Source organism: Rhizomicrobium sp. (genome assembly GCA_037200045.1).
In the GTDB taxonomy this organism is placed as follows: domain Bacteria; phylum Pseudomonadota; class Alphaproteobacteria; order Micropepsales; family Micropepsaceae; genus Rhizomicrobium.
The window spans coordinates 157900-174087 of sequence record JBBCHM010000002.1 but is presented as its reverse complement, the minus strand read 5'-3'; the positions used below and the strand labels follow the sequence as shown (position 1 = coordinate 174087).

15 protein-coding genes are annotated in these 16188 nt (G+C 64.5%); 7 read left to right on the top strand and 8 right to left on the bottom strand.

Annotated elements, in window-relative coordinates:
* Positions 1-110: 110 nt before the first annotated feature.
* The gene (locus WDM86_16135) at positions 111-1166 is read right to left on the bottom strand and encodes an alcohol dehydrogenase (GenBank protein MEI9991560.1); all 1056 of its coding nucleotides are present in this window, start codon (positions 1164-1166) and stop codon (positions 111-113) included.
* 116 nt (positions 1167-1282) lie between these two features.
* On the opposite strand from WDM86_16135, the gene WDM86_16130 reads away from it, so the two are divergent.
* Positions 1283-2065 carry a hypothetical protein gene (locus WDM86_16130; GenBank protein MEI9991559.1) on the top strand — a complete coding sequence of 261 codons (783 nt, stop codon included), beginning with the start codon at positions 1283-1285 and terminating at the stop codon, positions 2063-2065.
* A 3-nt stretch (positions 2066-2068) separates the two neighbouring features.
* Here WDM86_16130 and rsmA read toward each other — a convergent pair whose 3' ends face one another.
* The gene (gene rsmA / locus WDM86_16125) at positions 2069-2965 is read right to left on the bottom strand and encodes a 16S rRNA (adenine(1518)-N(6)/adenine(1519)-N(6))-dimethyltransferase RsmA (GenBank protein ID MEI9991558.1); all 897 of its coding nucleotides are present in this window, start codon (positions 2963-2965) and stop codon (positions 2069-2071) included.
* Complete coding sequence (locus WDM86_16120) at positions 2949-3254, bottom strand: 4-hydroxythreonine-4-phosphate dehydrogenase PdxA (GenBank protein MEI9991557.1); 306 nt, start codon at positions 3252-3254, stop codon at positions 2949-2951. Before WDM86_16120 ends, rsmA begins: the two co-directional genes overlap by 17 nt.
* A gap of 11 nt (positions 3255-3265) precedes the next feature.
* Between WDM86_16120 and WDM86_16115 the strand changes: the two genes are divergently transcribed.
* A complete protein-coding gene (locus tag WDM86_16115; GenBank protein ID MEI9991556.1) occupies positions 3266-3811 on the top strand; it encodes a hypothetical protein in 546 nt (181 codons plus the stop codon).
* Positions 3812-3877: 66 nt separating this feature from the next.
* Here WDM86_16115 and WDM86_16110 read toward each other — a convergent pair whose 3' ends face one another.
* The 4 genes from WDM86_16110 to lptF all read right to left on the bottom strand — a co-directional run bounded on the left by WDM86_16110 (position 3878) and on the right by lptF (position 9772).
* Positions 3878-5299, bottom strand: a complete 1422-nt coding sequence (locus WDM86_16110) for a peptidylprolyl isomerase (GenBank protein ID MEI9991555.1) — start codon at positions 5297-5299, stop codon at positions 3878-3880.
* A gap of 83 nt (positions 5300-5382) precedes the next feature.
* Positions 5383-7560, bottom strand: a complete 2178-nt coding sequence (lptD, locus tag WDM86_16105) for an LPS assembly protein LptD (GenBank protein ID MEI9991554.1) — start codon at positions 7558-7560, stop codon at positions 5383-5385.
* On the bottom strand, positions 7557-8648 hold the full coding sequence (gene lptG / locus WDM86_16100) for an LPS export ABC transporter permease LptG (GenBank protein MEI9991553.1): 1092 nt from the start codon (positions 8646-8648) through the stop codon (positions 7557-7559). The genes lptD and lptG overlap by 4 nt, the downstream gene beginning before the upstream one ends.
* Complete coding sequence (lptF, locus tag WDM86_16095; protein MEI9991552.1) at positions 8645-9772, bottom strand: LPS export ABC transporter permease LptF; 1128 nt, start codon at positions 9770-9772, stop codon at positions 8645-8647. Before lptF ends, lptG begins: the two co-directional genes overlap by 4 nt.
* A 176-nt stretch (positions 9773-9948) precedes the next feature.
* On the opposite strand from lptF, the gene WDM86_16090 reads away from it, so the two are divergent.
* Complete coding sequence (locus WDM86_16090) at positions 9949-11451, top strand: leucyl aminopeptidase (protein MEI9991551.1); 1503 nt, start codon at positions 9949-9951, stop codon at positions 11449-11451.
* 345 nt (positions 11452-11796) lie between these two features.
* Here the strand turns inward: WDM86_16090 and WDM86_16085 are convergent, their stop codons facing one another.
* Positions 11797-12984 carry a transposase gene (locus WDM86_16085; protein ID MEI9991550.1) on the bottom strand — a complete coding sequence of 396 codons (1188 nt, stop codon included), beginning with the start codon at positions 12982-12984 and terminating at the stop codon, positions 11797-11799.
* 774 nt (positions 12985-13758) lie between these two features.
* On the opposite strand from WDM86_16085, the gene WDM86_16080 reads away from it, so the two are divergent.
* From WDM86_16080 to WDM86_16065, 4 genes are all read left to right on the top strand, one after another.
* Positions 13759-14229 (top strand): hypothetical protein, encoded by a 471-nt coding sequence (locus tag WDM86_16080; GenBank protein MEI9991549.1) that lies wholly within the window; start codon positions 13759-13761, stop codon positions 14227-14229.
* Between the two features lie 20 nt (positions 14230-14249).
* Positions 14250-14498: a hypothetical protein gene (locus tag WDM86_16075; protein MEI9991548.1), complete on the top strand. Its 249-nt coding sequence runs from the start codon at positions 14250-14252 to the stop codon at positions 14496-14498.
* A gap of 233 nt (positions 14499-14731) precedes the next feature.
* Positions 14732-15022, top strand: a complete 291-nt coding sequence (locus WDM86_16070; protein ID MEI9991547.1) for a hypothetical protein — start codon at positions 14732-14734, stop codon at positions 15020-15022.
* Positions 15023-15096: 74 nt separating this feature from the next.
* A complete protein-coding gene (locus WDM86_16065; GenBank protein MEI9991546.1) occupies positions 15097-16059 on the top strand; it encodes a GIY-YIG nuclease family protein in 963 nt (320 codons plus the stop codon).
* The last annotated feature ends 129 nt before the right edge of the window (positions 16060-16188 follow it).

The window sequence follows — 16188 nt, the reverse complement described above, 5'->3', positions numbered from 1 at the left end:
CTACCCGGGTCTCGAATTTCTATCGCGCCTATTCTGCCGCAGCTTTCGTGCGACGACCACCTGGGTCCCCTTCCCCTCGCTTCGCTCGGCCGGGGATGACAGGGGGGCTGCTACGGCGTCAGCACCACGCGGCCGGTGATCTTGCCTTCGCGCAGATCCTCCAGCGTCTGGTTCGCCGCGCTGAGCGGCCGCTTGGAATAGGGGATCGGGTCGACCTTGCCGGCGCGCACCAGATCCATCATCTCCAGCGTCTCGCCCAGCGAGCCGGTCATCGAGCCGCCGATGGAGATCGTGCGGAACGGGAACATTGGCAGCGGCATGCTCATCGCGCCGCCGAACAGCCCGACGATGATCACCTTGCCGCCGCGCCGCACCGCCTGGCTGGCGAAGGCGAAGCTCTTCTCCGAGCCCACGAAATCGACCACCGCATAGGCGCCGCCCTTGGTGTCGGCCATCACCTTCTTGGCCGCGTCCGGCTCCTTGGTGTTGTAGGTCGCCGAGGCGCCGGCCTTCTTGGCCGCTTCCAGATGCGAGTCGATGATGTCCGCGGCCAGCGGGCCCTTGTGGAACATCGCCTTGGCGAACTGCACGCCCATCATGCCGACGCCGCCGACGCCCAGCACCAGCACCTGGTCGTCCGGCCCGAGCGCGCCGACGCGCTTCATCGCCGAATAGGCGGTGAGGCCCGAGCACATATAGGCCGCGCCCAGCGCCGGATCGGTCTTGCCGTAGTCGATGAGATATTTGGGATGCGGCACCAGGACATGGGTCGCGTAGCCGCCGGCCACGCCCGACGAACAGCCGAGCTGGCGCGGGCCGCCGATGCACAGATTCTCCTCGCCGCGCAGGCAGGACGGGCACTTGCCGCAGCCGATCCAGGGGAACGCCGCATAGCGCACGCCGATGTCGATGCCCTTCACGTCGGGACCCACGGCGACGACCTCGCCCTCGATCTCGTGGCCGAGCGTGTGCGGCAGCTTCATGTTGGCCATGGGCAGCTTGGCGCCGTTCCCGAGGTCGAAATAGCCGTCATGGATGTGGACGTCGGAATGGCACACGCCGGCGTTCAGGACTTTCAGCAGCACCTCGGTGCCGGTCGGCACGGGCGTCGCCGTCTCGATTTCCTGCAGCGGCTTGCCGAATTCGGTGATGGCCTGGCTTTTCACGCGGCTCTCCCTTCGATTTCTGGTTCTGACTTGTTGTCAGTGTGGCACGCTCTTGACGTCGTCTCAACATGCCGCGTACGGGGTTGGGATACTTTCCGATAGGGAGGCCCGACGCCATGAAAGCAATTGTTCTGGCCGCGGCGATCGCAATGCTGCCGGGCGCGGCGCTGGCCGGCGGTCCATTCGACGGCACGTGGAAGATCGACACCGGCACGGCGGGCGCTCCCGACAAGCCGAACGTCTTCCTGCTGCAGGACGGAATTTTTGCGTGCAAGAGTTGCGCGCCGCCGTTCGCTGTTGCCGCCGACGGCACCGACCATCCGGTGAGCGGAAATTCCTATTTCGACCGCGTGACCATCACGGTCGTCGATGCGCGCCACATCGTGGAAACCGAGAGCAAGGCCAGCAACGCCGTCTTCGTCTACACCATGTCCGTGTCGGCGGATGGACAGACGTTGACGACCGTGCTCGACGACCGCAGCGCCGCCAACGGCGTACCGGCGGGCGGTACCATCATCCAGGCGCGGGTGACGCAGGGGCCGGCCGGCGCGCACGCCGTTTCCGGCGAATGGCACGCGATCAAATATGAAGGTTTCTCGGACAGCGCGATCACGTTCACGCTGAGACTTGACGGCGATCGGTTCTCGTTTTCGCAGCCGACCGGACAGTCCTACACCGCGACGCTCGGTGGACCGGCGGTGCCCTATTTTGGCGATCCCGGCATCACCACGGTATCGGCAACACGGGCCGGCGCGGATACCGTCGTGGAGACGGACATGCGCGATGGAAAGATCGTCTCGACCAATTCCATGACGACGCACGATGGAAAGACCCTGGCGGTGACGTTCGTCGACGAACTGCGCGGCAGCACCCAGAGCTTCGCCGCCATCAAGCAATAGCGGTCAATTCCGCTCGAATCGACCGCGAGCGTTCTCGCCGCGCGTCGCCCTCGGGAATGTCCGCGCCAGCGCCGCGAAGTCCGCGACTGAAAGATTTTCCGCCCGCCTGGTCGGCTCGATGCCGGCGGCGCGGATGAGGGCTTCGGCGTCGGGGCAAAGGCTCTTCAGGCTCTGGCGCAGCATCTTGCGGCGCTGGCCGAAGGCGGCCTGGGTGACGCGCTCCAGATCGGCCAGCCGCGCGGGCGCGACCGGCTCGGCCAGCGGCTCCAGCCGCACGATGCTGGAGGTCACGCTGGGCGGCGGCACGAAGGCGCTGCGCGACACGTCGAACAGGATCTTCGCGGTCGTGCGCCACTGCGCCAGCACGGACAGCCTTCCGTAGTGCTCGGTATCGGGTTTGGCGACGATGCGCTGCGCCACCTCGCGCTGGAACATCAGCGTGAGGCTCGACCAGAAGGGCGGCCAGGTTTCGCTCGTGAGCCACTTCACCAGCAGCGCCGTGCCGATGTTGTAGGGCAGGTTGGCGGCGATGCGCACCGGCTCCTCGGCGACGGCGTCGGCCAGCAGCCGGGCCTCATCGATCTCCAGCGCGTCGGCGGAAACGACCGTGAGCCGGTCCGGATAGGCGGCGGCGATCTCGGCCAGCGCCGGCAGGCAGCGTGGATCGCGCTCCACCGCGATCACGCGCGCCGCGCCCTCGGCGAGCAGCGCGCGGGTCAGCCCGCCCGGCCCGGGGCCGACTTCGTAGAACGTGCCGCCGTCATTCGCCCCCGCCGCCCGCGCGATGCGACGCGTGAGGTTGAGATCGAGCAGGAAATTCTGCCCGAGCGATTTCTTCGCCTGAAGGCCATGCGCCGCGATCACCTCGCGCAGGGGAGGCAGGTTATCCGGCCCGGGCATCGGCCATCTTCGCGGCGAGCCGGATCGCGGCGATCATGCTGCGCGGGTCGGCCTGGCCGGTGCCGGCGATGTCGAACGCGGTGCCGTGGTCGGGCGAGGTGCGCACGATGGGAAGGCCCAGCGTCACGTTCACTCCGTCCCAGAAGGACAGCGTCTTGATCGGGATCAGCGCCTGGTCGTGATACATGGCGAGCGCCGCGTCGTAGCGCGCCCGCGCCTCGGCATGGAACAGCGTGTCGGCGGACAGCGGCCCGCGCACGTCGTGGCCCTTGGCCTTCAGCGCCGCCACCGCGGGGCGCGATGATCGTGCCGTCCTCGCCGCCCAGCACGCCCTCCTCGCCGGCATGCGGGTTGAGGCCGGCGACCGCCAGCCGGGGCGCCGCGATGGAGAAATCGCGCTTCAGCGCGGCCAGGATGATGTCCGCGGTCTCGACGATGGCGGCGGTCGTGATGGCGCGCGGAACATCGGCCAGCGGGATGTGGATCGTCAGCGGCACGACGCGCAGTTCGTCGCTCGCCAGCATCATCACCGCGCGCGGCGCGCCGGTGAGTGCCTGGAGAAATTCGGTGTGTCCGGGATGGGGAAAGCCGGCCGCGGCCAACACCGCCTTGTTGATCGGCGCCGTGACGATGGCGGCGGCGTCGCCGGCCATCGCCAGCGCCACCGCCGTCTCGATGGCTTCGACGATAGCGGCCGCGTTCGCCGCATCCGGCTGGCCGGGAATGCGATGGGCGCGCGCCTTGGTGGCGAGCGCCTCGCCGCCAAAGCCGCAGGCGGAGAACACCTCGGGATCGCCGATCAGCTTGAGCGGATGGCTGCCGACCTTGCCGTTCAGCGCCTTGTAAGCGGCGACCGCGATTTCCGGCCCGATGCCGGCGGGTTCGCCCATCGTGATCAGGATCGGCGCGGCGTTACTTGGTCTCGACATTGGCGTTGCGGCGCAGATCGCGGATATAGCGCCGCGACAGCATCGTGATCTGTTCGTCGAACAGGTTTTCCTCGACCTGCTGGCGGTTCGGCAGGTTGAATTTGTGCTGCTCGGGCGCGCGCTTGTCGCAGCGGACCATCATCTCGATGCCGGCCGGCGAGCTGAAGGGCGGCGTCGCCTCGCCCGGCCCGGCCTTGGCGATCGCCGCCTGGATGTCGGCGCTGAGATCGGTGATCTTCAGGCCCATCTTCTGGATGTCCTGATAGACGAGGCCGCGCACCTGCTCGGCCATCTTCGGCAGCATGTCGCAGCCATTGACGTGGTCGTGGATCTGCACCGCCAGCTTCAGGGCGTTTTCCTGATATGGCTTGGGCGAGTTGGGCGGCAGCGGCAGGAGCACGCGCGCCACGGTGAGCGGGCCGACCGGCTTCAGCGTCGCCGGATCGGGCAGCACGACATTGGCGCCCAGCGCCCGGTCGCGCAGGCCCATGATGTAGTAGCCGCCGACCGAGCGGATCGGCTCGCTGACCTGGCCGACTTCCATCTTCTGCAATTGCGCGTCGAGCTCGGCGGGAAGCTGGCCCTGATAGACCCAGCCGAGATCGCCGCCGGCCGCCGCCGTCGGGCTCTGGCTGAACTGGCGCGCCACGGTGCCGAAATTGGCGCCGGAGACGAGCTGGGCGTGGATGTCCTGCGCGTCCTTCAGCACCTTGGCGTCGACGTCGGGATTTTCGACGCCGAGGAAGATGGAGGAGACGAGGTAATGCGTCTTGTTGGCGCCTTCGGTGAGGCGCGCCATCTCCGCGTCGATGTCCTGCGGCGTGATGTTCACGCGGTCCTGGAACTCGTCGGACACCGCCTTCTGCCAGGCGATCTGCACCGCGATCTGGGCGCGCAGCGTCGACATCTGGACGCCGCCCTTGCCGAGCAGCTCGGCGAGCTGGTCCTTGGTCATGTGGTTGTCGCCGACGATGCGCTCGATCGACTTGTCGACGTCGGTCGGCGACACGGTGATGTTCTTGCGCCGCGCCTCCTGAATCTGGAGCTGCTCGGTCTCGAGCTGCGCCAGGATCTGCGGCCGCAGCTTGGCGATGACCTCGGGCGTCGGCTGCTGGCCGGAGGTCGAGACGTAGAGCAGGATGCGCTGGTGCAGGTCGTATTCGGTGATGATCGAATCGTTGACCACGGCGGCGACGCCGTCGCTCGGTCCCATATCGGGCTGGAGCACCGCGCCGGGCGGCGGGTTGGGCGGCGTGGCCGTCGCGGACGGCGGATTGGAGGGCGTTGCCGCGGCCGGCGGCGGGGTTCCGCCGGGCGGTCCGGAGAGGTTTTGCGCCGGCGTCGGGCCCGCGAGGAGCGCGACGAACGCCCCGATCACGACAAGGTAAGCGGATTTCCTGAGCAAAGTTCGGACCTTCGGCAGCAATCTCAATGGTTTACGCGCCCGCCCCCGAACCGGCCGGGAGCATAAGGGAAAAAGTTTTTGTTTCAAGGATGCGAGAACACGTCTTGTGGGAACAAGCTAAACGGCTCGATGGCCTGGTCGCCGGTCTTGAGGTTGAAGCGCAGGACGATCGAGGTCGAAGGCGGCAGGTCGCGGTCGGTGGTGAACTTGCGCCGATAAGCGACGGAGATGCCCAGGCACTCGTCCTCATAGCCGAGGCCGAGTTCGGTATCCAGCATCTGGCCGTTCAAGAGGTCGCGGCGCAGCGCGCCGAAGGCCTGCCAATTGGCGTAGAAATTGACGTCGGCCTGGGCGTTGATTTCCTCGCGCTGGTCGAGCCCCAGGGTGGCGACTTCCGCCGGAAGCTGGACATAGCTGACCTGGACCGAGGTGCGGCCGAAGATGCCGGTGAGATAGACCTCGTGCCGGCGCAGCGTGCCGTTGGTGCGGTCGATGTCGATGCGGTCGGTGAGATCGATATAGGGCAGGAACTTCACGCTGACGCGGCCCACGATGTCCGAGGTGGTTCCCGCCTGGCCGGAATCGGGGCCGAAGATCGGATCGGGTTTCAGCCGATAGGTCTCGCCCAGCACCGCGTCGACCGAGCCGGAGGCGAACACCGCGCGGGCATGCAGGCCGACATTCAGGCGCGGCCCGCTCTCCACCAGGTCGTAGCCGGGAACCTGGTCGAAGCTGAGGATGTTGTTCTCGTCCAGCTCGATGTCGGCGGAATCCTCGTTCGGGATGCCGGCGGGATTGCCGCCATAGGGCTGCGCGATGGCCTGCACGATCGGCTCGACGATCAGCGAGCGGTCCTTGGCGATGCTGGTGATGAACGGCCAGCGCCAGTCGAGCGCCGCGTAAGGCACGCCGCGGCTGATGAACTTGTCGCCGCTGCCGGGCGTCACCGCGTCGCTGACGTGATAGACGTCGCCGCGCGCGTCGAGCTGGAAGGTCAGGAGCTGGCCGCCGGGCAGCACGGTGGGCCAGCGCATGCGGGCCTCCAGCGTGGCGCGCTGGTCGTCCTCGCCGACATTGCGCGTCAGCGCGATGGTGTTGAAGTCGAGGCGGAACTGGCTGCCCAAAAGCTTGGTCAGCGGGATGTAGTTGAACTCGACCAGCGGCAGCGCCAGGGGAATGATGCCGGCCTTGTCGGACGCCCGCAGGCCCTGGAAGAAATAGCCGGTGACGGCGAAGCGCGTGCGCCCGCCCGTCCCTTCGACGAACGCGTCGTTCACCAGCCGGTCGAGCAGCGAGAAATCGTAGCGCTTCAGATAGGTGTCGTTGTTGGTGAGCTGCACATCGTAGCCGGTGCGCCACACCGTATCGACCGGGATGCGGCCGGAGCCGAACAGGCTGGAATAGAACTGGCCCTGATGCCCGCTGATGCCGCCGTCGGGATTGTAGCCGAAGCTGCCCTGCAGCCACATGCCGCCGTTCTGCCAGCGCTCGCGATACTCGCCGGCGAGCACGTCGCCGCCGCGCGTGGAGACGATCGGCGTGATCGTGGCGTCCTGCGACGGCGACATCGAGACGTAGACCGGCAGGCGCATGAAGTAGCCGATATTGGTCGAATTGCCGATATCGGGCGTCAAGACGCCGGTCGAATAGCGCACCGTGGGATCGGATTCGCGCAGATAGGGCGTGTAGAACAGCGGCACGCCGAAGAATTCGATCCTGGCGTCGTGGAAGACGATGCGGTGCTTGAGCTGGTCGTAGCGCACATGCTCGGCGCTGACCTGCCACACCGGGGTGCGCTGGCCGGGCTGGTTGCAGATCTTGCAGGGCGTATAGGCGGCGTCGAACGCCTCGATGAAGCGGCCCTGGCTGCGCGTGGCGCTGGCCGCGACCATGCGGCCGTTCTTGCCGATCATCGCCGCGAAGCTCTTGAGCGCGCCGTCGCGCATCTTGTCGGTGAGCGTGACGTGATCGGCGAAGGCGACGTTGCCCTTCTCGTCGGTCAGGCTGACATGGCCGCTCGCCACCGTCGTGTCGTGCACCTGGTCGTAGGCGACCTCGTCGGCGATGAGGATGCGGCCGCCATTGTCGATCTCGACATGGCCGCGCGCGGTGACGACATGGGTGTCGACGTCGTAGTCCATCTCGTCGGCCTGCAGCAGCGCGTCGCCCTTGATCTTGAGCGGCGCCGGCGCGGCGGACGCCGACGCGGCCGCGAGCGCGGCCAGCGCGGCGATGAGGACGAGGCCGCGCGGCGGGCTCATCCGTCCTCCTGGTTGAAGACGAGGGTCATGCCGATCAGGATCGCGGCGGTGGCCGGCGCGGTGGCCGCCAGCGCCACGGGCAGGATGCCGGTCTGGCCCAGCGCGCGCGCGAATTCGCTGAAGAAGTAGATGCCGAAGCCGGAGAGGGCGCTGATCAGCACGACGCGCAGCATACCGCCGCTGCGGCCCAGCCGGACCGAGAAGCTCGCCGCCATGAACACCATCGCGGCGAACAGCGCCGGCATCGCCAGCAGGGTGTAGAAATACAGCTCGTAGCGCACCGCCGAGAAGCCCGCATTCTGCGCCGCGCGGATGAAGCTCGGAAGCTGCCAGAAGGACAGCGTATAGGGCGGCGCGAAGCTTTCCTGGATCTGGACCGGCGTCAGCGTGGTGGAGACGTCATAGGCCGCGTGATGCACCGGCGAGCCGTCGGCGCCGCTCACCCAGGCGTCGTTCATCTTCCAGGTGCCGCCGGCGAGATCGGCCGACTGGGCGTCGATCCGGCCGGTGAAGCGGTCGGAGGCGCCGTAGAGGAACACCACGACGCTCTCCAGATGGACGCCCTGGTTGGTGACGCGCAGCGCGTGGATGATCGATTGCTGGCTGGCGTCGCCCTGGCGCAGATAGAGCCCGTTGGGCGAGACCGAAAGCTGCGACGCCTCGCCCTTGATGTATTTCGCTTCCAGCGCGGCGAACTGCGCCAGCATCCGCGCCGAGATCGGCGTGACGATCAGGACGACGACGAAGCCCAGCCCCGCCGCCACCGCCAGCGGCGGCAGAAGGAAGTCCCAGGCCGACATGCCGGCGGCGCGCACCGCGACCAGCTCCTGATTGCGCGACAGCCGCGCGAAGGAGAACACCCCGCCCAGCAGCACCGCGAACGGCATCATCTTCTGGCCGAGATCGGGAAGCTGCAGCAGCGCCATGCCGATCACCACCAGCGTGCTCACATTGCGGTTGGCGGTGCGGTTGGTGAGGTCGACGACGTCGATCGAGAAGGCCAGCATCAGCAGGGTGCCGTAGACGATGCCGATGCCGGCCAGGAACTGCATCGCCAGATAGCGGTAGAGCGTCCAGGACCAGCTCATGACAAGGCTTCCGCCAGCACGGGCCGCCGCAGCCAGGCGAGGGGATCGATGCCGGCGAGATTGCCGAGCGCCAGCGCCCCGCCGATCAGCGGGATCGCATAGAACAGCACGTTCAGCGCCGGATTGCCGATCGCCAGTCCCTGCACGCCATAGCCGGCGATGCGCACCGTCGCCACGGCGACGATGGCGAAGGTGATGCGCAGGGCGTTGGCGCCGCGCGCGCGGCTGCCGCGCAGGATCGCGGCCAGCGCGATCAGCGCGAAGGCGATGCAGTAGAGCGGTTCGGCCAGCCGGTTATGGCCCTCCGCGATATAGGCGTTGCGGATCTTGGGCGCCAGATGCGGGTCGGGGTTGAACAGCTCGGACAGATAGCGCTCGCTGGTGGCGCGGTCGGTGGCGCGCGCCGGGCCGGAGAACTGGTCGAGGTCGAAGACATAGCGCTGGAATTTCAGGACCTGAAGCTGCGCGCCGCCGCCGCCCGCCACCTCGATGGTGCCGTCGTCCATGATCAGGCGCGCGCCGCCCGGCGTCTGGGCGAGCTGGCCGCTCTCGGCGAGATAGGTCACCGGCCGCGCCTTGTCGCGGTTGTCGTGCACGAAGACGCCGCGGATCGTGCCGTCGGAATTGAGCTCGCGGATGAAGACGGTGAGGCCGGCCGCCGGCGTGTTGAACTCGCCCTCGTTGAGCAGCGCCGCCCCGATATCGGCGCGGATGTCGACCACCTTGTCCTTCATCGCCCGCTGGCCCGCCGGCATGAGGTAGAGGCCGCAGGCATAGGTCAGTGCCATGACGATCGCCGCCGAGATGAACACCGGCACCGCGATCTGGAACCGGCTGAAGCCGGAGGCCGACATCACCACCAGCTCGCTGTCGGTGTTGAGCTTGGAGAGCGCGAACAGGGTGCCGGCGAAGAACGCGATGGGCAGGATGATGACCAGAAGGCCCGGCAGCACCAGGATGGTGAGGTAGACGAAGGTCGGCGCCGACTGGCCGCGGTTGATCACAAGGTCGAGAAGCCGCAGCGACTGGCTCAGCCAGATCACCGCCGTCAGCAGGAACGTAAAGAGGGCTGTCGGCCCGATGAGCTGGCCGAGCAGGTAGAGCGAAAGTCTGGGCAGTCTCACGCCTGGCTAGCCTCGCGGCGCAGGGCCTCGAACCCTTTCGCCCCTTCCCTGATTCGACCTAAACTAGCATTCCCGCGCGGCGGCTCCGCAACCCTCATGGGCGTCCGGCGCTTGGTCTCGCATCCAGGCTCAATACCTCTTAAAGACACCTCAGCACCAGACCGGGAGAACCCTTTATGCAATTGTCCTTTATCGTGCCGGGCGATGTCCGTTCCGGCGCCTGGGTGGTCGGCGCGGCTGACGGCGCGGTCCTGACGCCTGCCGCGCAGAAGGCCGACAAGGCGGCCGGCGGCGCGCTCAGCCGCGGGTTGAAGGTCAGCAAATTCACCGGCAAGAGCGGCCAGGTCCTCGAAGTGCTGGCGCCGGCCGGCGTCGCGGCGTCGCGCATCGTCCTGGCGGGGCTGGGCAAGGCTTCGGAGTTCAACGGAACCGTGGCCGAGAATCTGAGCGCCGCCGTCAACGGGCGGTTGAACGGCGCGGGTGAAACCGCGGTAACCTACGACATCGACCTGCCGAAGGGCTCCAAGCTGAAAGCCGGCGAGCTGGCGGCGCATCTGGCGCTCGGCGCGCGGCTGAAGAGCTACAGCTTCAACCATTACCGCACCAGGAATCTGGACGAATACGAACAGCGGCTGGCGAGCGTCGCCATCGCGACGCCGGTCGTCGCCGACGCCAAGAAGAGCTGGGCGGCGCTCGATGCGGTCGCCGGCGGCATGTTCTTCGCGCGCGACCTCGTCAACGAGCCGCCCAACGTGCTGTCGCCGGCCGAATTCGCGCGCCGCGTGAAGGCGAACCTCTCCAAGCTCGGCGTGAGCGTCGAGATCCTCGGCGAGGCGCAGATGAAGAAGCTCGGCATGGGCTCGCTGCTCGGCGTCGGCCAGGGCAGCGAGCGCGAAAGCCAGCTCGTGGTCATGCAGTGGAACGGTGGCCGCAAGAAGAAGGACACGCCGGTCGCCTTCGTCGGCAAGGGCGTGTGTTTCGATTCCGGCGGATTGTCGCTCAAGACCGGCGCCGGGATGATGGGCATGAAGGGCGACATGGGCGGCGCCGCCGCCGTGGTCGGCACGATGCAGGCGCTGGCGGCGCGCAAGGCGCGGGTCAACGCGGTCGGCGTGATCGGCCTGGTCGAGAACATGCCGGACGGCAAGGCGCAGCGTCCCGACGACGTGGTGAAATCGATGTCGGGCCAGACCATCGAGGTGCTCAACACCGACGCCGAGGGCCGCCTCGTCCTGGCCGACGCGCTGACCTACACCCAGCGCACCTTTAAGCCGAAATTCGTGATCGATCTCGCCACGCTGACCGGCGCGATCATCATGGCGCTGGGGCCGGAGCATGCCGGCCTGTTCTCCAACGACGACCGGCTGGCGCACCGCATCGGCGAGGCCGGCAAGGCGGTGGGCGAGCCGGTGTGGCGCCTGCCGATGGGGCCGGCCTACGACAAGCTCTTGCGCTCCAAGATCGCCGACATGAAGAACATCGGCGGGCCGAACGCCGGCTCGATCACCGCGGCGCAGTTCCTCAAACGCTTCGTCGAGGACGACCGGCCCTGGGCGCATCTCGATATCGCCGGCGTCGCCTGGCAGGACGGCGAGCAGCGGGCGCTGGCGCCGAGCTGGGGCACCGGCTGGGGCGTGCGCATCCTGAACGAACTGGTCGAGGCGCATTACGAGGATTGAGGCGTGAAACGGGCACGGCCATCACCTCCCCCTTTGTGGGAAGGTCGAAATTTGCGAAGCAAATTCCGGGTGGGGGGCGGTGCCCGACGTTCAGCACCGCCCCCCACCCGAAAAATCGCTTCGCTCCGCTCGCGATTTTTCGACCTCCCCACAAGGGGGCTTTGCACAATAACGCCAAATAGCGCCAACCGGCTCGGATTACTTGTGCAGCGTGGGCGACTTTTTGTGCAGGAGCTTCACAGCCGGTAAGGGGTCCGTAGCACTGCGGTCGTAAGGAACCCGAGCCAATAAAAAAGGCCCCGGTGAGCCGGGGCCTTGATGCGGTTGTTTCGGGTTGTGCCGAAGCTATGCGACCGGGGACTGGCTGAGGCCACCCTCGTACACCCGCAAGGTAGGTCTCCGCACCTTAGGGACCAAAAGCTCATCCAAGTCGAGTCCCCGCTCGAACATTGCCATGATCAAGACGCAGATGTTGTGGCAGACAATCTTGCAAAGCACCTCGTTGAGCATGGCCGCCTCGGACTTGCTGCGAACAACGTCACCCGTCTTCGCCTTGATCATAGAGAACACGGACTCGACGTTGCTACGCTGATGATAGTGGGCATAGAACTCGTCGGCGTGCATCTGAAACATGTGGAACATGCGCTGCCAAAGTTCGGTGCCCCGGCTCATCGTTCCAGATCGACTGCGCCCCTTTCCGGTATGGTTGGATTTGAAGTCGATATACGGAACCGCGCCATGCTCGGCGATCACTTGATAGTTGTTGATCGAGCCGTAGGCCTTGTCGGCATAGACCTCGCTGATTTGAAAATTCTTGGCGGTCATTTTCACCAGACTCGGCAACTGCGGCGGATCGCTCGCGTCCTTATCTTTGATGACCACTGCGGTGACGATGTGAGTGCTGACTCCGCACATGAGATGAACCTTGGTCCACGTATGCTGCTTCTGGCGTTTCGTCGGGTCCTTGATGTCGATCCAACGATCAAACCGCGAGTTTCCAAACCCGGACGAGTCGGCTGCGAAGGTACGCTCGAAATCGCGAAGCGGAACGCTGGTTTGATCGACGAGGTCCAGCAAGACCTGCGTCATCTCGACGTCCTTCATCGCGCCAATAATGGAGTTGAAGTGAGGAGCGCAGGAGATGAACCCCGAACGGTGCGCCAATCTCAAGTCCGGGATAAAGCGGCGTGTGGAGACGCCTTCGTACACTTTGTAACAGATAGCAAATGCCATATCCCGCGTTGGAATACCCGGGCGACCACGGCCTTTCGGCTCGTCATCCTCAATCGACTGACAGAAGCCCGAAAGCAACCGCATAAGCAGCGGCTTCTCCTCGGTTTGTGCGAGATTATAGTTGCGCCAATCCTGTGAATACGTCTGCTTCGTCCTCTCCACGGCGGTGGGGACGGGATCGATGAGGTTCGACGCCGGAAATTCGACCGTGTAAATCGCCCCGTGAATGTGCTTGCACGGTTTGCCGTTCGCCTTGAAGTCAGCGCAGCCGCAGGTCTGTTTATCGTCGTCGATAGTCACTTTGTATCTCACGCCTGCTCGGGTCTGCGAAAGCACAAGCCAGACGTCGCCCCTCTTGGAGACGTGCCCCAAGAGCGCGATTTCTCTGCCTCTTGCTTTCCGAAAGTCCACGAAGGTGATTGCTCAAAGTTACCTTCTAGGTATATACCTAAAAGGTATAGTTGAGTCAACACCCTCCGGTATATTACTATTGAGTGGCGTCCAGCGGCTGATTGGTTGACATGCCCAAAGTGCAGATATGGGGTTACCGATGCGAACGGTGCGAGCACGAGTGGGTGCCGCGCGAGAAGGGCCAAGAGCCGAAGGTGTGTCCACATTGCAAAAGTCCCTACTGGGATAAGCCGAGGCAAATTCCTTCGACGCGCAAATGGAGCGCGAAGAAGAACCAGTCCTAGATATCCGAAATCTGGAGGCGTGGGCGCTGGGTGAGTGGGTCCCTGCGTGCTCGGCGTCCGTACTTTCGTGCCTCGATACAAGCGGGGCATCCGGGACAATATGCTCTAACAAGTGGTCGTCAAGAAACGCGGTTGAGCTACGCCGAGAATGGCGAAGCCGCGTTTCTTGACAAACTTTTGAATCGTGGAGAGGTCGAGTACGGTTGTAGATGTCGCGGCAAGATGCCAACGAGTGTTGGGATAGGAGTGGTCGCTAAATGCGCTGCAAAATCTTAACTGGACTTGCCTTTGGCGCAATGTCCACCACCCGAAAGCCTGGATTCCGGGCACTACAGATCACGGCGAGTTTTATCCCGCCTGACAATCGCGGAGGGGACTCATGAGCTATCGGTTATTGGTTTTTTCGCTGCTGCTGGCGATCATGCCGGGGCAGAGCTTCGCACAGCCCGCACCCGTCGAAACCGTGGAGGGCGATCACCAATGGGAAGTTGACATTACCAATGGCGCTTGCTCGAGACTCCGCGACAGGCTCACCGATCCGCCGGCGCTTGTGGCGGCATGTCATGCAACCAACGCCAGCCAGCCGCCATGCATGGTCTATAAAGGTTACGCACAAATCTGGTTCGACATGCACCAGACCCGTGATCCGATCTTGTCCTACCAGCCGCAGATGATTAGCAACCTCGGCGCAGGAAACGACGAAGTGCTGGCGGACAGGTCGCCGGAATTTCGCGGCCGCCTACAGCGGCTTTTGGCGGCCACTCTAAGCGCCGACCTCGGACAGTGGAAAACGCCCGACAAATGGGCTTCCTTTGCCTATTCGCGCTGTATGGCAGGACAGTTTCTCTAGCGCGAGAATATAGTGCCGACATGAAAAAACCCGCCGAGCGCCACACCGATAATTTCACCGTTGATTTTGGCGGCAAGTCCTACGCCTGCGAGCGCATTATCATCGGCGCGGATCGTCTCACGCAGAGGATTCATGTTATCGGCGTCGGGAGCAAAGACGACAGCGCGACCTATGGGCTGCGAGGCCATCCTGTCGAAACCATGTCCTCGATAGCCCGCATCATCGCGGGCGAGATACTTGGCGCGGCCGATCCTCGCTTGTTGCGGTAAGCCTTATGTTTTGGGGGTTCTACGATCATGTAACGCGGACAACTGCTATTTGCCATCGGCCTCATGGCGATGTCAGCCGCCCTGAAACTAGAGCGTCTAGCCCATGTATCATCGTCCTCACCCAATGAGCGCTTGTTCTTGGAGTGAATGGGATACCGTCTCTGGCCTTGGGGTCCCTTGGGCTTGGGGGTAATATGATACGCGTACAGGCCCCAATGAAAGGCGCGGACAAAATGAGTGGCAGCAAGGACGTAATGGCAATGGTCGGCAGGCTTCGAGCGCAGGCACGGGATGTTATGCGGCGTGCTGGAGTACTGGGCTGGTGTGAAGATCATGACGCCTACTTCGACACGTGGGGCGAGATTGAGCAGGCATATCGGCTCGGAAACACTCTGGTTTCACAAGGCAAGATTGATTTGCATGGCTTCAGCCGCCGCGACTTCACGGATGCGATGAAGCACGAGTTAGAGGCCAATGCGACTTTGGGTGGATGCGTTTATTGTGAGCATGCTCGCGCGGCCTGACGCGCCGTCACAATTCAAACTGTAACAGTGCCCGCTTGAATGCCACCGGGGCGTGGCAGCAGAAGTGAGATGGAATGGACAGCGATCCGTTTACAATCCGCATCTTCGTCGTCGATGGCGACCCCGAAGGGGTCCGCCTTGTTGATCGAATGAACTGGACTGGCGTCAGCATTGTTTTTCCTCGCGAGCGATGGCCGTCCGCCCGCAATCGCGCCGAATTGGGTCGCACCGGCGTATATATTCTTGTTGGCTACAAGGAGGGTGACGAGGACCTGCCGACGCTCTACATCGGCGAGGGAGACGCGGTTCGCGACCGCATCGACAGCCACGCACAGACTAAGGACTTCTGGGAACACGGCTATGCCTTCACCACTTCGAACAACGGCCTCAACAAGGCCCATGTCCGATGGTTAGAGCGAGAACTGATACAGCAAGCCAAGAAGGCCGGACGTAGCAAACTCGACAACGGCACTGCGCCACCGGAGCCACCGCTCAGTGAGGCTGAACGTGCTGATAGTCGAGCCTTTCTTCGAGAGATATTGCAAGTGCTGCCTATTATGGGACTCCGCGCTTTCGAGGAGCCCAAGCCAGTCGCGACTCCGCGAGCGCCTGCGAGCGCCCAACCGACAACAGGCTCGACGGCGACCAAACCCGTCTCCGATTCACCCGACGATATCGTGGTGGTGGTGCCCGCCCAAGAAGAAGGATTCAAGACGGTGTTTCTCGGCCAGCAAAGGTGGCGCGCTATCCGTATTTCGGGCGGCATGCTTCAGAAAATCCGCTATGTGGCAGCTTATCAAACGAAACCTGTCTCAGCAGTCACTCATTATGCGCCGGTCGCGACCATCGAGCCGTACGGTGAAGAGGGCAAGTATCAGCTAGTCTTTTCCGGACCGGCAGTCGAAATCGGGCCTATTCCGTTCGCCGATGCGCCGGGTGGCCTGATGCAAGGCCCGCGTTACACGACGCTTGGTCGGCTGAGAACTGCAAAGAAACTTATGGACCTGTTTGGCGGTGCAACTACGCAAGGACCATAAGCGAGCGATGACGCGTCAGCGATGCTGACTGATCATGATGAAAATGAGCCCAGCTTGGCTGGTGATGATGCGCTCTTGAAATTGTGCTTGGCGCGTGGCGATTGTTCGTCTCAGGCAAAAAGGGCTGTT

Coding starts and splice junctions, on each gene's coding strand:
- WDM86_16115 (MEI9991556.1), top strand. CDS start 3,266: ATGATCGTGCCGTCCTCGCCGCCCAGCACGCCCTCCTCGCCGGCATGC.
- rsmA (MEI9991558.1), bottom strand. CDS start 2,965: ATGCCCGGGCCGGATAACCTGCCTCCCCTGCGCGAGGTGATCGCGGCG.
- WDM86_16065 (MEI9991546.1), top strand. CDS start 15,097: ATGGACAGCGATCCGTTTACAATCCGCATCTTCGTCGTCGATGGCGAC.
- lptG (MEI9991553.1), bottom strand. CDS start 8,648: ATGAGCTGGTCCTGGACGCTCTACCGCTATCTGGCGATGCAGTTCCTG.
- WDM86_16070 (MEI9991547.1), top strand. CDS start 14,732: ATGAGTGGCAGCAAGGACGTAATGGCAATGGTCGGCAGGCTTCGAGCG.
- WDM86_16075 (MEI9991548.1), top strand. CDS start 14,250: ATGAAAAAACCCGCCGAGCGCCACACCGATAATTTCACCGTTGATTTT.
- WDM86_16080 (MEI9991549.1), top strand. CDS start 13,759: ATGAGCTATCGGTTATTGGTTTTTTCGCTGCTGCTGGCGATCATGCCG.
- WDM86_16130 (MEI9991559.1), top strand. CDS start 1,283: ATGAAAGCAATTGTTCTGGCCGCGGCGATCGCAATGCTGCCGGGCGCG.
- WDM86_16090 (MEI9991551.1), top strand. CDS start 9,949: ATGCAATTGTCCTTTATCGTGCCGGGCGATGTCCGTTCCGGCGCCTGG.
- lptD (MEI9991554.1), bottom strand. CDS start 7,560: ATGAGCCCGCCGCGCGGCCTCGTCCTCATCGCCGCGCTGGCCGCGCTC.